Origin of the sequence: Haloarcula sp. KBTZ06, assembly GCF_048595605.1 — an archaeon.
In the GTDB taxonomy this organism is placed as follows: domain Archaea; phylum Halobacteriota; class Halobacteria; order Halobacteriales; family Haloarculaceae; genus Haloarcula; species Haloarcula hispanica.
This window is the reverse complement of record NZ_CP184337.1, coordinates 1,743,376-1,756,596: the sequence shown is the minus strand read 5'-3', so window position 1 is coordinate 1,756,596 and position 13,221 is coordinate 1,743,376. Positions and strand designations below refer to the sequence as shown.

17 protein-coding genes are annotated in these 13,221 nt (G+C 65.9%); 7 read left to right on the top strand and 10 right to left on the bottom strand.

Annotated features, from left to right (window positions below):
* Positions 1–54: 54 nt before the first annotated feature.
* Both ACNO8S_RS09110 and ACNO8S_RS09105 read left to right on the top strand, forming a co-directional pair.
* Positions 55–2,190, top strand: a complete 2,136-nt coding sequence (locus ACNO8S_RS09110; RefSeq protein ID WP_420181815.1) for a 4Fe-4S dicluster domain-containing protein — start codon at positions 55–57, stop codon at positions 2,188–2,190.
* Positions 2,187–2,813, top strand: coding sequence for a TorD/DmsD family molecular chaperone (locus ACNO8S_RS09105; protein ID WP_014040696.1), 627 nt, complete (start codon positions 2,187–2,189; stop codon positions 2,811–2,813). The genes ACNO8S_RS09110 and ACNO8S_RS09105 overlap by 4 nt, the downstream gene beginning before the upstream one ends.
* Before the next feature lie 8 nt (positions 2,814–2,821).
* Here ACNO8S_RS09105 and ACNO8S_RS09100 read toward each other — a convergent pair whose 3' ends face one another.
* Genes ACNO8S_RS09100 through ACNO8S_RS09090 form a run of 3 tightly spaced genes read right to left on the bottom strand, consistent with a single transcriptional unit; the run spans position 2,822 to position 3,472 of the window.
* Positions 2,822–3,055, bottom strand: coding sequence for a hypothetical protein (locus ACNO8S_RS09100; RefSeq protein ID WP_050036718.1), 234 nt, complete (start codon positions 3,053–3,055; stop codon positions 2,822–2,824).
* Positions 3,048–3,323: a hypothetical protein gene (locus ACNO8S_RS09095; RefSeq protein WP_014040694.1), complete on the bottom strand. Its 276-nt coding sequence runs from the start codon at positions 3,321–3,323 to the stop codon at positions 3,048–3,050. The genes ACNO8S_RS09100 and ACNO8S_RS09095 overlap by 8 nt, the downstream gene beginning before the upstream one ends.
* Positions 3,323–3,472 (bottom strand): hypothetical protein, encoded by a 150-nt coding sequence (locus ACNO8S_RS09090; protein WP_014040693.1) that lies wholly within the window; start codon positions 3,470–3,472, stop codon positions 3,323–3,325. The genes ACNO8S_RS09095 and ACNO8S_RS09090 overlap by 1 nt, the downstream gene beginning before the upstream one ends.
* Positions 3,473–3,568: 96 nt before the next feature.
* Here ACNO8S_RS09090 and ACNO8S_RS09085 point away from each other — a divergent pair, with 96 nt between their 5' ends.
* Positions 3,569–4,786 (top strand): DUF7405 family protein, encoded by a 1,218-nt coding sequence (locus ACNO8S_RS09085; protein WP_420181814.1) that lies wholly within the window; start codon positions 3,569–3,571, stop codon positions 4,784–4,786.
* A gap of 60 nt (positions 4,787–4,846) precedes the next feature.
* Here ACNO8S_RS09085 and ACNO8S_RS09080 read toward each other — a convergent pair whose 3' ends face one another.
* From ACNO8S_RS09080 to ACNO8S_RS09055, 6 genes are read right to left on the bottom strand one after another with little or no spacing between them, the layout of a single operon-like run.
* Positions 4,847–4,981, bottom strand: coding sequence for a hypothetical protein (locus ACNO8S_RS09080; protein WP_008313251.1), 135 nt, complete (start codon positions 4,979–4,981; stop codon positions 4,847–4,849).
* A gap of 44 nt (positions 4,982–5,025) precedes the next feature.
* Positions 5,026–5,370 carry a hypothetical protein gene (locus ACNO8S_RS09075; protein WP_174878659.1) on the bottom strand — a complete coding sequence of 115 codons (345 nt, stop codon included), beginning with the start codon at positions 5,368–5,370 and terminating at the stop codon, positions 5,026–5,028.
* The gene (locus tag ACNO8S_RS09070) at positions 5,367–5,510 is read right to left on the bottom strand and encodes a hypothetical protein (RefSeq protein WP_004516231.1); all 144 of its coding nucleotides are present in this window, start codon (positions 5,508–5,510) and stop codon (positions 5,367–5,369) included. The genes ACNO8S_RS09075 and ACNO8S_RS09070 overlap by 4 nt, the downstream gene beginning before the upstream one ends.
* Positions 5,507–5,773, bottom strand: a complete 267-nt coding sequence (locus tag ACNO8S_RS09065; RefSeq protein ID WP_420181813.1) for a hypothetical protein — start codon at positions 5,771–5,773, stop codon at positions 5,507–5,509. The genes ACNO8S_RS09070 and ACNO8S_RS09065 overlap by 4 nt, the downstream gene beginning before the upstream one ends.
* 48 nt (positions 5,774–5,821) lie before the next feature.
* Positions 5,822–6,619, bottom strand: coding sequence for a DUF7124 domain-containing protein (locus ACNO8S_RS09060; RefSeq protein ID WP_420181812.1), 798 nt, complete (start codon positions 6,617–6,619; stop codon positions 5,822–5,824).
* Positions 6,616–8,388: an aldehyde ferredoxin oxidoreductase family protein gene (locus tag ACNO8S_RS09055; RefSeq protein ID WP_420181811.1), complete on the bottom strand. Its 1,773-nt coding sequence runs from the start codon at positions 8,386–8,388 to the stop codon at positions 6,616–6,618. The genes ACNO8S_RS09060 and ACNO8S_RS09055 overlap by 4 nt, the downstream gene beginning before the upstream one ends.
* Positions 8,389–8,466: 78 nt before the next feature.
* Here ACNO8S_RS09055 and ACNO8S_RS09050 point away from each other — a divergent pair, with 78 nt between their 5' ends.
* Entirely contained in the window at positions 8,467–9,072 is a 606-nt protein-coding gene (locus ACNO8S_RS09050) for a molybdenum cofactor guanylyltransferase (RefSeq protein WP_151103520.1), read from the top strand.
* Between the two features lie 27 nt (positions 9,073–9,099).
* Here the strand turns inward: ACNO8S_RS09050 and yqeC are convergent, their stop codons facing one another.
* Positions 9,100–9,819, bottom strand: a complete 720-nt coding sequence (gene yqeC, locus ACNO8S_RS09045) for a selenium cofactor biosynthesis protein YqeC (protein WP_050036713.1) — start codon at positions 9,817–9,819, stop codon at positions 9,100–9,102.
* A 109-nt stretch (positions 9,820–9,928) separates the two neighbouring features.
* On the opposite strand from yqeC, the gene moaA reads away from it, so the two are divergent.
* Genes moaA through ACNO8S_RS09030 form a run of 3 tightly spaced genes read left to right on the top strand, consistent with a single transcriptional unit; the run spans position 9,929 to position 13,217 of the window.
* Complete coding sequence (gene moaA, locus ACNO8S_RS09040) at positions 9,929–11,011, top strand: GTP 3',8-cyclase MoaA (protein ID WP_064287562.1); 1,083 nt, start codon at positions 9,929–9,931, stop codon at positions 11,009–11,011.
* 51 nt (positions 11,012–11,062) lie between these two features.
* Positions 11,063–12,148: a putative sulfate/molybdate transporter gene (locus ACNO8S_RS09035; RefSeq protein WP_420181810.1), complete on the top strand. Its 1,086-nt coding sequence runs from the start codon at positions 11,063–11,065 to the stop codon at positions 12,146–12,148.
* 55 nt (positions 12,149–12,203) lie between these two features.
* The gene (locus tag ACNO8S_RS09030) at positions 12,204–13,217 is read left to right on the top strand and encodes a DHH family phosphoesterase (protein ID WP_014040683.1); all 1,014 of its coding nucleotides are present in this window, start codon (positions 12,204–12,206) and stop codon (positions 13,215–13,217) included.
* Positions 13,218–13,221: the final 4 nt, after the last annotated feature.

The window sequence follows — 13,221 nt, the reverse complement described above, 5'->3', positions numbered from 1 at the left end:
AGATGTGTGAACACTCCGCAAGGTCTATTACCGGGACAGGGTTTTGCATGATTAATGAACACGGGCGCCTTCGTGTGTTCCTGTGGGGGATCGTGCGATATCGACCTCGAAGCGGTACGGGACGGTGTCAGCGATGTCGACGTCGTGGCCAGTTCCGAACTGCTCTGTCAGGACGGCCTGGCCGGGATGTCACAGGTCATTGAGGAGTACGATCTCGATCAGGTCATCGCGACGACACCGGAACCGTCGTGTCAGGATCGCATCCGCGGGCTCGCCGACGAACACGGCCTTCACCCCGAGGCGTCGGTGTTCGTCGACCACCGGGAAACCAACGCCTGGGTCCACGACGGGGCCGCGGCCACCGACAAGACGGCCCGTCTCATCAATGCAAAGCGGGCCGGCCTCCGCGAGGAAGCGCCGTCGCGGACGGTGTCGAAAGACGCCGGGAACCGCGTCGCCGTCGTTGGTGATCCGGAAGCAGCGCGGTCACTGACCGACGGCGCCGACGTGACGTTCGTTGCGGACGGGCGGGACTTCGCGGACGTGGAAGGGCTCGGCGACGTGACGATGGAGCGCGGGCGCGTCGTCGACATCGATGGCTCCTACGGCGAGTACGAACTCACGCTGGAAGCCCGCGTCACCGACGACTGCATCGACTGCATGGACTGCGTTCGAGAGGGGCCGGACGGAATGGTGATCGAGTTCCCTGTCGATATTCACCCCGACGCGCCCGACGGCGAATGGACGAACATCTGCCCGACCGACGCTATCGATCTGGACGGCGTCACCCACACCGTCGAAGTCGACCAGGTCATCTACCCCGGCGGCCGGGACAACGCCCGCGGTGGCCGGCTTGGCTTCTATACGGGTCCCGTCGACGCCGGAACCATCGCCGCCGTCGAATCGCAACTGGGCGGCATCGAGAAGCCGCAGTTCCTCGACCTCGATATGGACGTCTGTGCCGCCGGGGCATCTAGCCAGGAGGGGTGTACGGCCTGCGTAGACGCCTGTCCCCACGGCGCGGTCGACCGGCCCACTATCGATTCAGTCGAGTTCGACGAGGTGGCCTGCGAGAACTGCGGGGCCTGTACGAGTGCCTGTCCGACGGGCGCGACACAGCTCCGCGAGCCCTCGAACCGGCGGCTTGCGCGCGAAGTCGAGGCGCTGCTGGAAGACGACACGGACGAGGGACTACTCTCGCGTGGCGACAGCGCAGGTATCGACACGCAGGTCATCGCGTTCGTCTGCTCGGAGTACGCCGCCGAACGGCTCCGCGCACACGGACGCAAAGCCGTCCAATCGGGCGATCTCGACTACCCACCGATTCTCCCGGTGCAGGTCAACTGCACGGACACGGTCGGTGAAGCACACGTCATGCACGCGCTGGCGGCCGGCGCGGACGGCGTCGCCATCGTCGGCTGTGGCGGCTCCTGCCTCCACTCTGGCCCGGACCCCAAGCAGGAGCTGGTCGACCGGCTCAATCAGGCGACGACCGATCTGGGCCTGGGCGACCGGGTCGGCTTCTTCGCGCCGGAGGCCGGCAACCCCCAAGCCTTCGTCGAATCGCTGTCTGGCTTCGTCGAGTTCGGCCTCGACGAGACGCCGATTCCGGCTGGCGACTACGAGGCGACCGGCCGCAGCGACACCGACCGCGAGGAGCCCCGCCCTAACCCCGACTTCGACAGCCACGGCTGGACGCTGGAGAGCGTTCGAACCATCCTCGATCACGTCGAGCCCGAACGCGAGGTGATTCGCGGGCTGAAAGACTTCGGCATTATGGACGTCAACGACGCGTGTACGCTGACGCCGACCTGTACGAACCTCTGTCCGACCGACGCCATCCAGCGAACCGGTGAGGGTGAACTGGCGTTCAACCACGCGGACTGCGTGAACTGCGGCCTCTGTGAGGAAGGGTGTCCGGAGACGGCGATCACGATGCGCGACGGGCTCGACCTCTCCTTGCTCCCCGAGAACCGCGACGGCGAGGCCTGGGTGACCGTCCACGAGGGCGACATGCTCGAGTGCGTTCGCTGTGGCAAACCGTTCACCAGTGTTGCCTCCGCCGACAAGATCGAGGCGGAGGTCGGCGACCAGGTCGAGGGGCTGGCCCCCGACGCCGACCACAGCGTCTTCGAGTACTGTAGCGACTGTCGGAGTCGCCTGCTGTTCGACCAGGGGGAGAAACGATGAACGACGCGGCCGTCTACGAGGCCCGCCTCGAACTGGTGGACTTCGTCATCGACGTGTTCTGGGATGTGCCCGAGGAGGCGTTCGTCGAGCGGCTGTTGAGCGGCGAGGTTCAACTGCCGGAGGACTCCATCAACGACCAGCTGGACGAGGGTTTCGAGATGCTGCAGGCGTGGATAGACGACAACACTGACCGGTCGGTCTCGGACGTGCAGGACGAACTCGAACGGGAGTACACGGACCTGCTCGTCGGCCCGCGGCCGCCGGTGTTGCCCCACGAGACGAACTACCGCGAGGACACGGAGTTCATCGGCGAGGGGCTCGCCGAAGTCGATGCCAGCTACGGTGCGGCAGGCTGGGCACCGCCCGAGGACTACCCCGAAGAGGACGACTTCATCGCCGTCGAGCTGGCGTTCCTGCGGTATCTCATCGAGCGCCAGCGCGAGGGCGACGAGGAGACCGTCGGCTACGAGCGGGTGTTCATCGAGCAACACCTCAGCGAGTGGGTCATCGACTTCGCCGACGAGATGCGCGAGGAAGCCGACGAGGGGCTGTTCCTCGCGGCGGCGCTCATCTGTGAGGGGCTGGTCCGCTTCGAGGACGAGATCGTCGCGCAGATCGGCTAGCAGGGCGGCTACCGGATACGGAGCACGAGGCCCGTGCTTGCGATGAGGCCGACGACCAGCAGGACCTTCACCGCGGGCAGCAGGAACGCCATCGTCTGTTCCATGAAAAAGAGCGACCGCCAGGAGTTGACCGACCGTGCGACGACTGCGACGGCTCCCGCGCCCGCGACCAGCACGCAGAGGAGCGTGACTGACGCCGCCGCGACGACGCCGAAGGGGTTCACACGCAGTCGCTCACGCATCGGGCACCACCCGCCGACCGACGACGAGGACCACGAACAGCGGGACGAGAACGATCAGCAGCCGGCTGACGAACAGGCCGATGTAGCTGATAGTCGATTTGAGGTGAATCTCCCAGTGCCAGCTCCCCTTGAGCTCGGCGATGAGTCCGATCGTTCCGACGACAAGCAGTGACAGCGCCAGCAGCGTAGCGAGAGTGTAGACCAGGATTCGAAGATATCCGAGGAGCGAGACGGCTGTCAGCCGGGAGTCCGATTGTTCGGTGGCCATCAGGTTCCCTCCCCGGTCCAGTGCTGCTGATAGATATCGTACGTGACGACGGCGAGGACGACCAGTCCGACACCGAGGACCGCCGTGCCCATATCGGGTGGAAACGGGAGGGTGAGTCCCGATTCCGAGTGTATGAGTATAGTTAACATGGTATATGGTACGGAATGTCAAGTAAAAACCGTTGCGACCTGTTCCCTTGAGACAACGTTTTTCTCCACGCAGACCTACCCTTGTGATATCATACCATGAACTCGCGCCGAGGGCTGCTGCTTCGACTCTCCGCACTCTCCGGAGCAGCCGGTCTCAGCGGGTGTTCGTCCCTGCTGGCCAGGCAAGCGGAGTCGCCGACGGGTGACCTCGACCCGAACCCCCGAGCCGACGAACTCCCGAGACGGCAACACGCCTGGAACGCGCGCCTCCGGAGCGACGCCGCCGGCAACGACCTGTTGCCACGTCATTTCCGTCTGTTCATGCTCGACCTCGACGGGTCACCGTCGGATTCTGCCGCGGAGACTGTCGAGCTAGCGATGCGAACACTGGAAGACGCCTACGAGTTCATCAGTTCGGGGCTCCTGCATATGCTCGGCTGGGGGACGAGCTACTTCGACACCTACGGGTCGCTCGATTCGTCCCCGATACGCAGCCCGCGAGTCCTCTCCCGGACGGACAACCCCGACCTGCAGTCTTTCGACGCGATGCTCGTCCTCGCGAGCGACGTTCCCTCGCACCTCGCGGCCGCCGAGTCGGCGATGTTCGACACGCGGCCGACGCTCGCGGACGCGGAGATTCAGGGTCGACTCGGCGACGTGTTCTCCGTCGCCGACCGCCGCGGCGGCTTCATCGGCGAGGGGCTCCCGGCGGCCCACGCCGACGCGGAGGGCGTCCCCGCCGACATCCCCGAGGAGTCGTATATGTTCTCGGGCTTTTTCGCCGGCCGGGCCGGGACGCAGGCCAGCGAGGACCGCGTCACCATCGACGACGGCCCGTACGCCGGCGGGACGACGATACACCTCTCACGAATCAACGAGGCCTTCGACAACTGGTGGGAACTCGCCCAGTCCGACCGCGTCAAGCGACTGTTCTCGGCGGAGTTCTCGCCGGAGGACATCGACAGAGGTACCCTCCCCTTCGCCGACATGGTCCGCGAGCACGCGAGCACAGAGGGGGAGGTCGGCCACTTCGAGAAGGTGGCCCGCGCCCGCAAGGACGGGGAGCCGATTGTCCTCCGGCGCGATTTCAACACGATTGACGGCGGCCAGGCCGGGATTCACTTCCTCTCGTTACAGGAACGCCCGCGTGACTTCGAGGAAGTCCGGGACGCGATGAACGGGTGGTGGCTCCGGGAGGAACACGAGGAACTCCGGGATCGACAGAACAACGGCCTGCTGGAATTCATCGAGGTTGCGTCACGCTCGAACTTCTACGTCCCGCCGCGTGACAAACGGGTCTTCCCGGCCCCGTAGCTGTCGCTCGCATGTAGAGAGGGGCCACGAAAACAGTACGAACCTGACGCCGGCAGCGGGTCACTCCTCGTCGTCGTCCGTCGTCGTGTCGTTCTGGTTCACGTCGCCCGGCCAGACGCCGTGGTCCCAGACCTCGAAGTCGTTGAACGTCTCTGTCGCACCCTTCGGTTTCCACTCACTCTCTTCGTGTGCCATTGTATATCATCTGTCGTAGTGGCCGGGCTTAAGTTTTGGTGCCGTCACTCAGACGGCGTTCCCGGCGGTTTCTGCTCGTCCGAGACTTCGTCGAGGAACGCGTTCGCGTAGAGGTCGACGTGCATCTTCAGCACGGTACTCTCGTCGATTCCGCTCTCCTCGGCCTGCCGACGGAGCAACGCGGCCAGTTCTTCTGTCGGTTCGTACCGTACCTCGCGGCCGTCGACCTCGAACGCCACGTCGTGGGACTGTGAGACGAGGTGTTCGATCTCCAGCAACGCCTGCTCGACTTTCGTTTCCATCGCTTCGTCGATGTCCTCCAACCGCCGGTCGGCCCACTCCTGAGCGGCCTCGTACAGGCGGTCGCTCACCTCGAAAGCGAGTGTCAAAACGACACCCCTTCACCCTCGAACTCGGGCGTCCACAGCGTCGTCTCCTCACACACCGGACAGTCCTGCCGGCGCGGCTGCCCCTCGAACGCCGAGAGGTCTATCATCTGGCCGCATTCTTCGCAACTGTAGTACGTCATTCTTCCGACGGGGGCCACGACTGCGGGGCCGGGTCTGACTCGGTTATCTCGGAGTACAGGACCACGAGCGCTCCGAGCACGATGGTCAACACCAACACCCCGGCAATGCCACCCAGCGCGTTCTGGCCGACGAACGTCGCTGTGCCGGTCGCGAGGTCGATGGTCGACAGTACTTCGAACAGCGTCAGTAACAGCCAGACGAAGGCACCCAGTACCACGAACGTGAGTATCTTCGACTGTCGGACCGCGGTTCGGAGTGTCATTGTCGTTCGTGTATGACAATGACCAGCAAGCATTATAAATATACGCCGTCACTCATCAACGAGGTCCCAGTCCGCTTTCTCGGCGGCGTCGGCGAGTGGGATGAACTCCCAGCCGGTCCGCTCTGCAATCGGTTCGTCGTCCGGGCGGCCGACGAGGACCATCCGCTCGGCGTAGAACATAGAGTGCTTGTCGATGTCGGCAAGTCGCTCGGCTGGCTCCTGGCCCGCGCCGCTGAAGAAATCGGCGTCGATGCCATGGTCGCGCTGGAACTTGTTGATGACGAACGCCTCCACGTCGCCGACGATACCGACCCAGTCGGCCCATCCCCGCGCCTCACGGAACACCAGTTGCGGGTCGGCGAACTGCCGGGCCGCGTCGTAGGTCACGGCCATCGTCATGTCGTCGATGCCGCCGCCGTGGGGACCGCTCGCTTCGACGGGTTCCTCGCCGGCAGCGGGGTCCTCGGCGACGTTCGAGGCCGGGTCTGTGTCGGTCGCGGCCGCGCCGCCCGCGCCGCCCGCGCCGCCGCTGTCTGTCGGAATACCGACCGGCTTGTCCTTGTTCTCCCGCGGGACGTGGGGGACCGCTTGGTCTCTGGAGTCTGCGCTGGCGGTATCTCCGCCATTCCCTTCGACACCAGTGTCCGAAGCAGGACCCGTACCTGTGGCCGCGCCGGGACTCTCAGCCTCGGTATCGCTGTCGGGCCGTACCGATTCGGTCCCAGTCGCTCCGGAGTCGGGTTCGTCTTCGGGGTCGCCATCACCACTCCAGAACCAGTCGCCCCGGTTCGGCGTCTCCTCGTCGTCCTGTACGTCGAGTTCGTCGAGGTCGATTTCGTCTGTCATTCTCCGAGTGTCGTGTCCGCTGGTCGTGTCGATTGGTCGACGGCGTCCGTGAGGCCGAGTCGCTCGATTGTCTCGGGGGTGGGCCGGCCGTCGGCGTCCCAGCCGCGCTGGCTGTAGTACTCGTCGAGCATCGCGTCGAACGACTCGGTGTCGATTGCCGCGCCAGCGTTCGGGCCAGAATCAAGCGGTTCCTGCAGCTTTGCCGGGAGTTCGTCGTCGGCTCGGGAAACGCCCTCCCGGACGTTGAACAGGCGCGTGAGCGTCCAGACCCGCTCGCCGACCGTCGCGAGGTTGCCGTCCGTGTCCAGGCCGATAGCGTCGAGCCACTCCGCGCCGAGGTCTTCGAAGGCGTCGCCGACGAAGTCGTCGACGACGAGGCACCACAGCACCGAGCGCTGGTCCTGTTCGCGGATGACGGCCGCGGCCGCCCGCTCCGGGTCCCAATCGGAGTCGAAGGCTTCCCGCTCGATGGGGAGCGCCCGCCGATGACAGGCCCCGCGGTCGCTGGTCGCGTACGCCAGTGCCATGCTCCGTGCGCCGCGGGGGTCGTACGCGGGCAGTTCCATAGCCTTGACCGTCGGCAGGAGGTCGTCCCCGCCTAGACGGGCCGAGGCCGCGTCAACGCCGTCGGCCAGAGCGTCGCCGAGCGTCGACTCCCGCGCGACGATGGCTTCGAGGAGCGCCCGCGCGTCGTCGGGGCTCCCGTAATCGAGCGATTCGTCGAGTAGGCCGGCGTCGCCGGCTTTGATGGCCCACGCGACGGCGCTCCCGGCGCTGATGAGGTCGAGACCCAACCGGTTACAGGTCTCGCCCAGCGCCGCCACGGCGTCGAAGTCGTCGATGCCGAGGCCGGCCCCGAGGCTCATCGCCGTCGCCCCGCGCGGGACGGTTTCGCCGTCCTCCGTCTGGACGCGGAACCCGCCGGGGCTAGCATCGTCGTCGTACTCCCGCCCCGCGGCGAGTTCCTGCACGGCTTCGATACCGACCCCATCGGCTCCCTCGAACTGGCCGTCTTCCCAGCCGCGCGTCGAGAGCGCGCCGATCTCGTTGGCGAAGTCGACCGTTTCGACGGTCCCGCTGGCGTTGAGCCACTGTCCGGTGTCGCCCTCGCGGTACCGCTTGGCGTACTGTTCCCGTAGCTCCGCGAGGTCCGTCGGCGGGTCGCCGCGGACGACGACGGCTTTCAGCCGCTTTGCGCCCATCACTGTTCCGGCACCGCCCCGCCCCGCGTGGTGTTCGCCGCCGTCGGAGGCAATGGTCGCGAACGCGACGCCCTGCTCGCCCGCCGGGCCGATACACGCCACCGCAGCCTCGGGGAACGCTGCGTCGGTTTCGGCTGTATCCTGCCCCCACGTCTCGGCGGGTTCGACCGTCGCGCCGTCGGCCTCGACGACGAGTTTGACCGGCTCCGAAGCGCGCCCGGTGACAAGAATCCCGGTGTGGTCCTGCAACGCGCCGGCCAGCGTGTCCGGGAACGTCCCGCCCGCATAGGAGTCGAGGAAGCCGCCAGTCAAGGGCGACTTCGTGACCGCCGCGTAGCGTGTCTCGCCGGGGAGCAGCCCGGAGACCGGCCCGAGCATGAACAACAGGACGTTCTCGGGGCCTAGCGGGTCGGTGCCTGCGTCGAGTTTGTCGTACAGATACCGAGCGCCGAGTCCCTTGCCACCCACGAACTGGCGACGCCAGGCCTCCGGGACCGGACGGCTCTCGACCGATGCCGACGACAGGTCGACGTGGAGCATCCGGTCCCGATTGGCTACTGTCATCATACCTCACTCTTCCGTCTGTCGACTAAAGGATTACCCACAGCACCAAGCACCTTTCTGCCAGACCCGAGAAGGCAGGGTATGCGCGCAGGTGTCATCGTTGCGGGCGGTCGGTCGACGCGGTTCGGCGACAGCGACAAAGCCGTCGCCGACCTCGCGGGGACGCCGATGATTCGCCGCGTCGCCGACCGACTGGGACAGGTCGTCGACGAACTCGTCGTGAACTGCCGCGAGGACCAGGTCGAGGCCATCGACGCGGCGCTGTCGGGCCACACCCTCGACCCGACGTTCGCGCTCGACGAGGACCCCGATCAGGGGCCGATGGCGGGCATCGCAACCGGTTTGGGGGCCGTCGATAGCGAGTACGCCGCCGTGGTGGCCTGTGATATGCCTTTCGTCGATCCCGCGTTCCTCGACTATCTGTTCGAGCGGGCAGCGTCCCACGAGGCCGCGGTGCCGCGCCCGGACGAGTGGTTCCAGACGACACAGGCGGTGTACCACGCCGAGGCAATGCAGGCGGCCTGCCAGCGAGCGCTGGAACGCGGCGAGCACAAAGTCGTCGAACCGCTGTTCGACCTCGATTACGTCGTCGTCGAACGCGAAGAGATACTCGAATGCACCTCACTTGATACGTTCAACAACCTCAACACCCGCGAGGAGTTCGAGGCCGCGGCCGAACGGTTCTGAACGAACGGGGCCGGTGTCGGCTCGCTCTCAGACGACTGCCACCAGTGGGTCGTCGGCTCGCATTTCCGCGAGCACCACGCGTGGCACGTCGGCGCGGTCGTGAATCCCCTCGGCGACAGCCCGCGCGTTCGTTTCGAGTCTCTCGTCGTCGACCATGTTGAGTAGCGGAATCTCGGTCGCGTCGGGAGGGATGTCTTTCAGCCCGCCCTGTTCGTGGGCGAGGACCGCGGCGACATCCTGTGGTCGAATCTCGTCGCCAGGATCGAGCCCGGTAATCGCGGCTACCTCGTCGACGCGGTGGACGATGTCGTCGGTCAGGGGTTCGCCGACGACGTGCGCGCTGGCGATGGGAACGACCGTCGATGCGGTCGGGGGTAGCTGTGGCTCCCGGTCGCTCGGTGCTTTGAACTCACGCATCCGCGCGCCGTCGGCTTTCACCAGAATCGGGTGGTCGACGTCTGCCAGGTCGGCGACGGTTTCCGGGTCGTAGCCGCGGTAGCGGTCCGGCCGCTCCTGTGTCGGGACGACGCCCAGCGGCCACGCAGACGCCTCGTCAATGGCTGTCCGTGGGGTTTCCGTCACGACAACGTCCTCGACCCACCCGTCGAAAATCGGAATCCGAACCGTCGCGGTGACGACGGCGTGTTCTAGTCGCGCTGCGAGCGCTGCCATCGTCGTCTTCTTCCCCCCAGCGCCGACGAAACAGGTCGTTCCCCGCCGCGCGTCCAGCGCATCGACGATGTTCATACGCAGTGCACGGCAGTCGCCGAATTAATCGTTACCCTGGTGCGCGCGACGACGGAACCGGACCAGTCACGCCATTTAAGAGGTTGTGCTGTGAACAGTTAGCAAGGAAATGCTCGAAGACGACTTCGGTCGCGAGGTCTCCGGTGTCCGCGTCTCCCTGACCGACCGGTGTAACTTCGACTGCGTCTACTGCCACAATGAGGGGCTGGGCGACACACGGGGCCCGATGGAGGCACAGGACGACGAACTCACTGCCGACACCATCGTGGCCTTCCTCGAAGTCGCCGCCGAGTTCGGCGTCGACTCGGTGAAGTTCACGGGCGGGGAGCCGATGCTCCGGGAGGACCTGGAGGAAATCGTCCGGCGCGCCCCCGACGAGATGGAGGTATCGATGACGACCAACGGCACCTTCCTCCCCGGCCGCGCCCCGGACCTCGTCGACGCGGGCCTTGAGCGGGTCAACGTCTCGCAGGACGCGCTCGACAGCGAGGCCTTCGCCGAGCTGACACAGAGCGGGGCCTACGACCGCGTCCTCGAAGGCGTCGAAGCGGCGCTGGACGCCGGCCTCGCGCCGGTGAAGCTCAACATGGTCGTCTTCGAGCCGACCGCGGGCTACGTCCCGAAGATGGTCGACCACGTCGCCGAGAACCCCGGGCTCCAGCTCCAGCTCATCGAGTATATGCCGGAACTGGCCGGCCACCCGGAGTGGGCCATCGACATCGACCGCGTCCACGACTGGCTCGAAGACCGCGCGGACACGGTTGAACACCGGGAGATGCACGACCGCAAGCGCTACTGGATACACAGCACCGAGGCGGCGGTCGAAGGGAGCGGCGCGACCACCTCGCTGGCCGCGTCCGACGGCGGCGTTCAGACGGAACCGGTCAACAACCAGAACAGCGGCATGGTCGAAATCGTCGACCCCGTCGGCAACGAGAACTTCTGTGCGAACTGCCACCGCGTCCGGCTCACCCACGATGGCTATCTCAAGGGCTGTCTGAACCGCAACGACGACCTGCGGGACATCGGCACGACAAAGGAGTCGATGCGCGCCGCGTTCCGCGAGACGGTCGACACCCGCGTCCCCTACTACGGCGAGTACATGGTCGAGACCGAGGACGGCGAGTGGGAGATAAACGACGAGTACATCGACACCGACGGGGACCGTGCGCCCTACGAGTACTCGGAGTAGCGGTCGCCGCGGGCAAACGCTCTTACTGTTCCATCGTGAAAACCGGCCAGGATGAGTCTCCCGCTCCGCGACCGAACCGCGATTTCACTGTCGTGGAACGAACTCACCGGCGCTGTCGGGGACTCCGCGACGGTGCTCCCGGTCGTCGTGGCCGTCGCCGTGCTGACGGAGCTCTCGCTCCCGGTCATGCTCGTCTGGTTCGGCGTTTTTCAGGTCGTCTGGGGGCTGTACTACGGCGTCCCGATATCGGTCGAGCCGATGAAGGCCTTCGCCGCGCTGGTCATCGTCGGGACTATCTCCACCGGCGAACTCGTCGTTGCGGGGCTCCTGCTGGCGGGCATCCTGCTCGTACTCGGTACCACGCGGTCGCTCGGGACGGTCAATCGGTACGTCGACGACACCGTGGTCCGGGGGGTCCAACTCGGCGTCGCGCTGGTCTTGCTGGAGACGGGCGTCGGTCTCGGGCTCAGCGACCCAACACTCCTGGTCGTTGCCGTCGGCCTTGTGGCCCTCTTCGCACTTCTGGGCTACAGTGGGCAGAGCGCCTTCGCCGTCTTCGTCCTCGGCGTCGTTCTCGCCCTCGCGGAGACCGGCGTACCGACGCCGTCCGTCCCCGCTGTCGACGCCATGTTCATGCTTCCACGCATGACACTGTCGGTGCAAACGGCAGAGGCCGTCCTCGCCCAGATTGCAGTCACCGTCGGCAACGCCGCCCTCGCCACGTCAGTCCTGCTTGCAGACTACTTCGATCGGGACGTGTCCGCGGACCAGCTCTCGAACAGCATGGGGCTGATGAACCTCGCCGCGGTCCCGTTCGGCGCGTTCCCGATGTGTCACGGGAGCGGCGGCGTCGCCGGAAAGTACGCCTTCGGTGCCAGAACGCCCGGCGCGAACCTGCTACTCGGCGCGGGCTACGTCTTGACTGCGTTCCTCGCCGTCGGCGTCATCGCGGCCTACCCGACGGCGCTGCTCGGGGTCATTCTGGTACTAATCGCGCTCCAACTGGGCTGGACCGGCGTTTCCAAAACGGACGACCTGGCGGTCGTCGCGGCAATCGGCGTCCTCGGCGTACTCGTCAACCTCGGTCTCGCGTTCGTCGTCGGCGTCCTCGTCCAGCAACTGCGCACCCAGTTGTGACTCAGCGGCTGGCCCCCACACGCTTGTATCAGGAGCCCGAAGGGTCGACTGATAGATGCGCCCCGCAACGGAACTCGAAAACTTGCTCGGAGAGGCGGAGTCACTCACCATCGTCTGTCACAACAACCCCGACCCCGACTGCCTGGCCAGCGCGCTCGCACTCGGTCGCATCGCGGCCGCCGTCGGCATCGACGAGCGACGCATCCTCTACAGCGGCGAGATCTCACACCAGCAGAACCGCTCGTTCGTCAATCTGCTGGAGATGGACATCCAGGAGTTCGATGCAGCCGACGTGACCGACCGGGAATCCTCGGAATTGCTCGCCTTCGTCGACCACTCGATTCCGGGGGCGAACAACCGGGTCCCCGAAGACGTCTCGGTCGACATCGTTATCGACCACCATCCCGCCGAGGATATCAGCGCCCGGTTCGTCGATCACCGGGTAGAAATCGGGGCGACGGCGACGATACTGACCGAGTACCTGCGGGACCTCGACATCGAACTCGACGACCGCTTGGCGACGGCGCTACTGTTTGCCATTCGACGCGAGACGCTGGGCTTCCTGCGCGGCGTGACGACAGACGAGCACGGGGCGGCCGGCTTCCTGACAGCGGCGGCTGATTCGGACCTGTTGCGCCAGCTTTCCTCGCCATCAGTCAGTGGTGCGACCGTCGACGCCATCGCGGACGCAATCGAGAACCGGACGGTCAAAGGCTCGGTGTTAATCTCGCACGTCGGCCGGACACAGGAGCGGGACGCACTACCGCAGGCGGCCGACTACCTGGCGACGCTCGAGGGCGTCGAGACGGCCATTGTCTTCGGCATTGTCGAGGACACCATCCAGCTCAGCGCCCGGTCAACGGACTCCCGTATCAATATCGGTGACGTTCTGGACGCATCGCTGGGCGATGTCGGGAGCGCGGGTGGTCACAGAGAGATGGCCGGCGGCGAGGTCCCGCTTGGCATTTTCGCCGACTACACGAGCGACGACGCCGTGCTCGTCGACATCGTCGAGCAAGTGATTTCGGCGCGGCTGTTTGCCGGACTGAACCTCTCTGAAAAGGACTGAGACG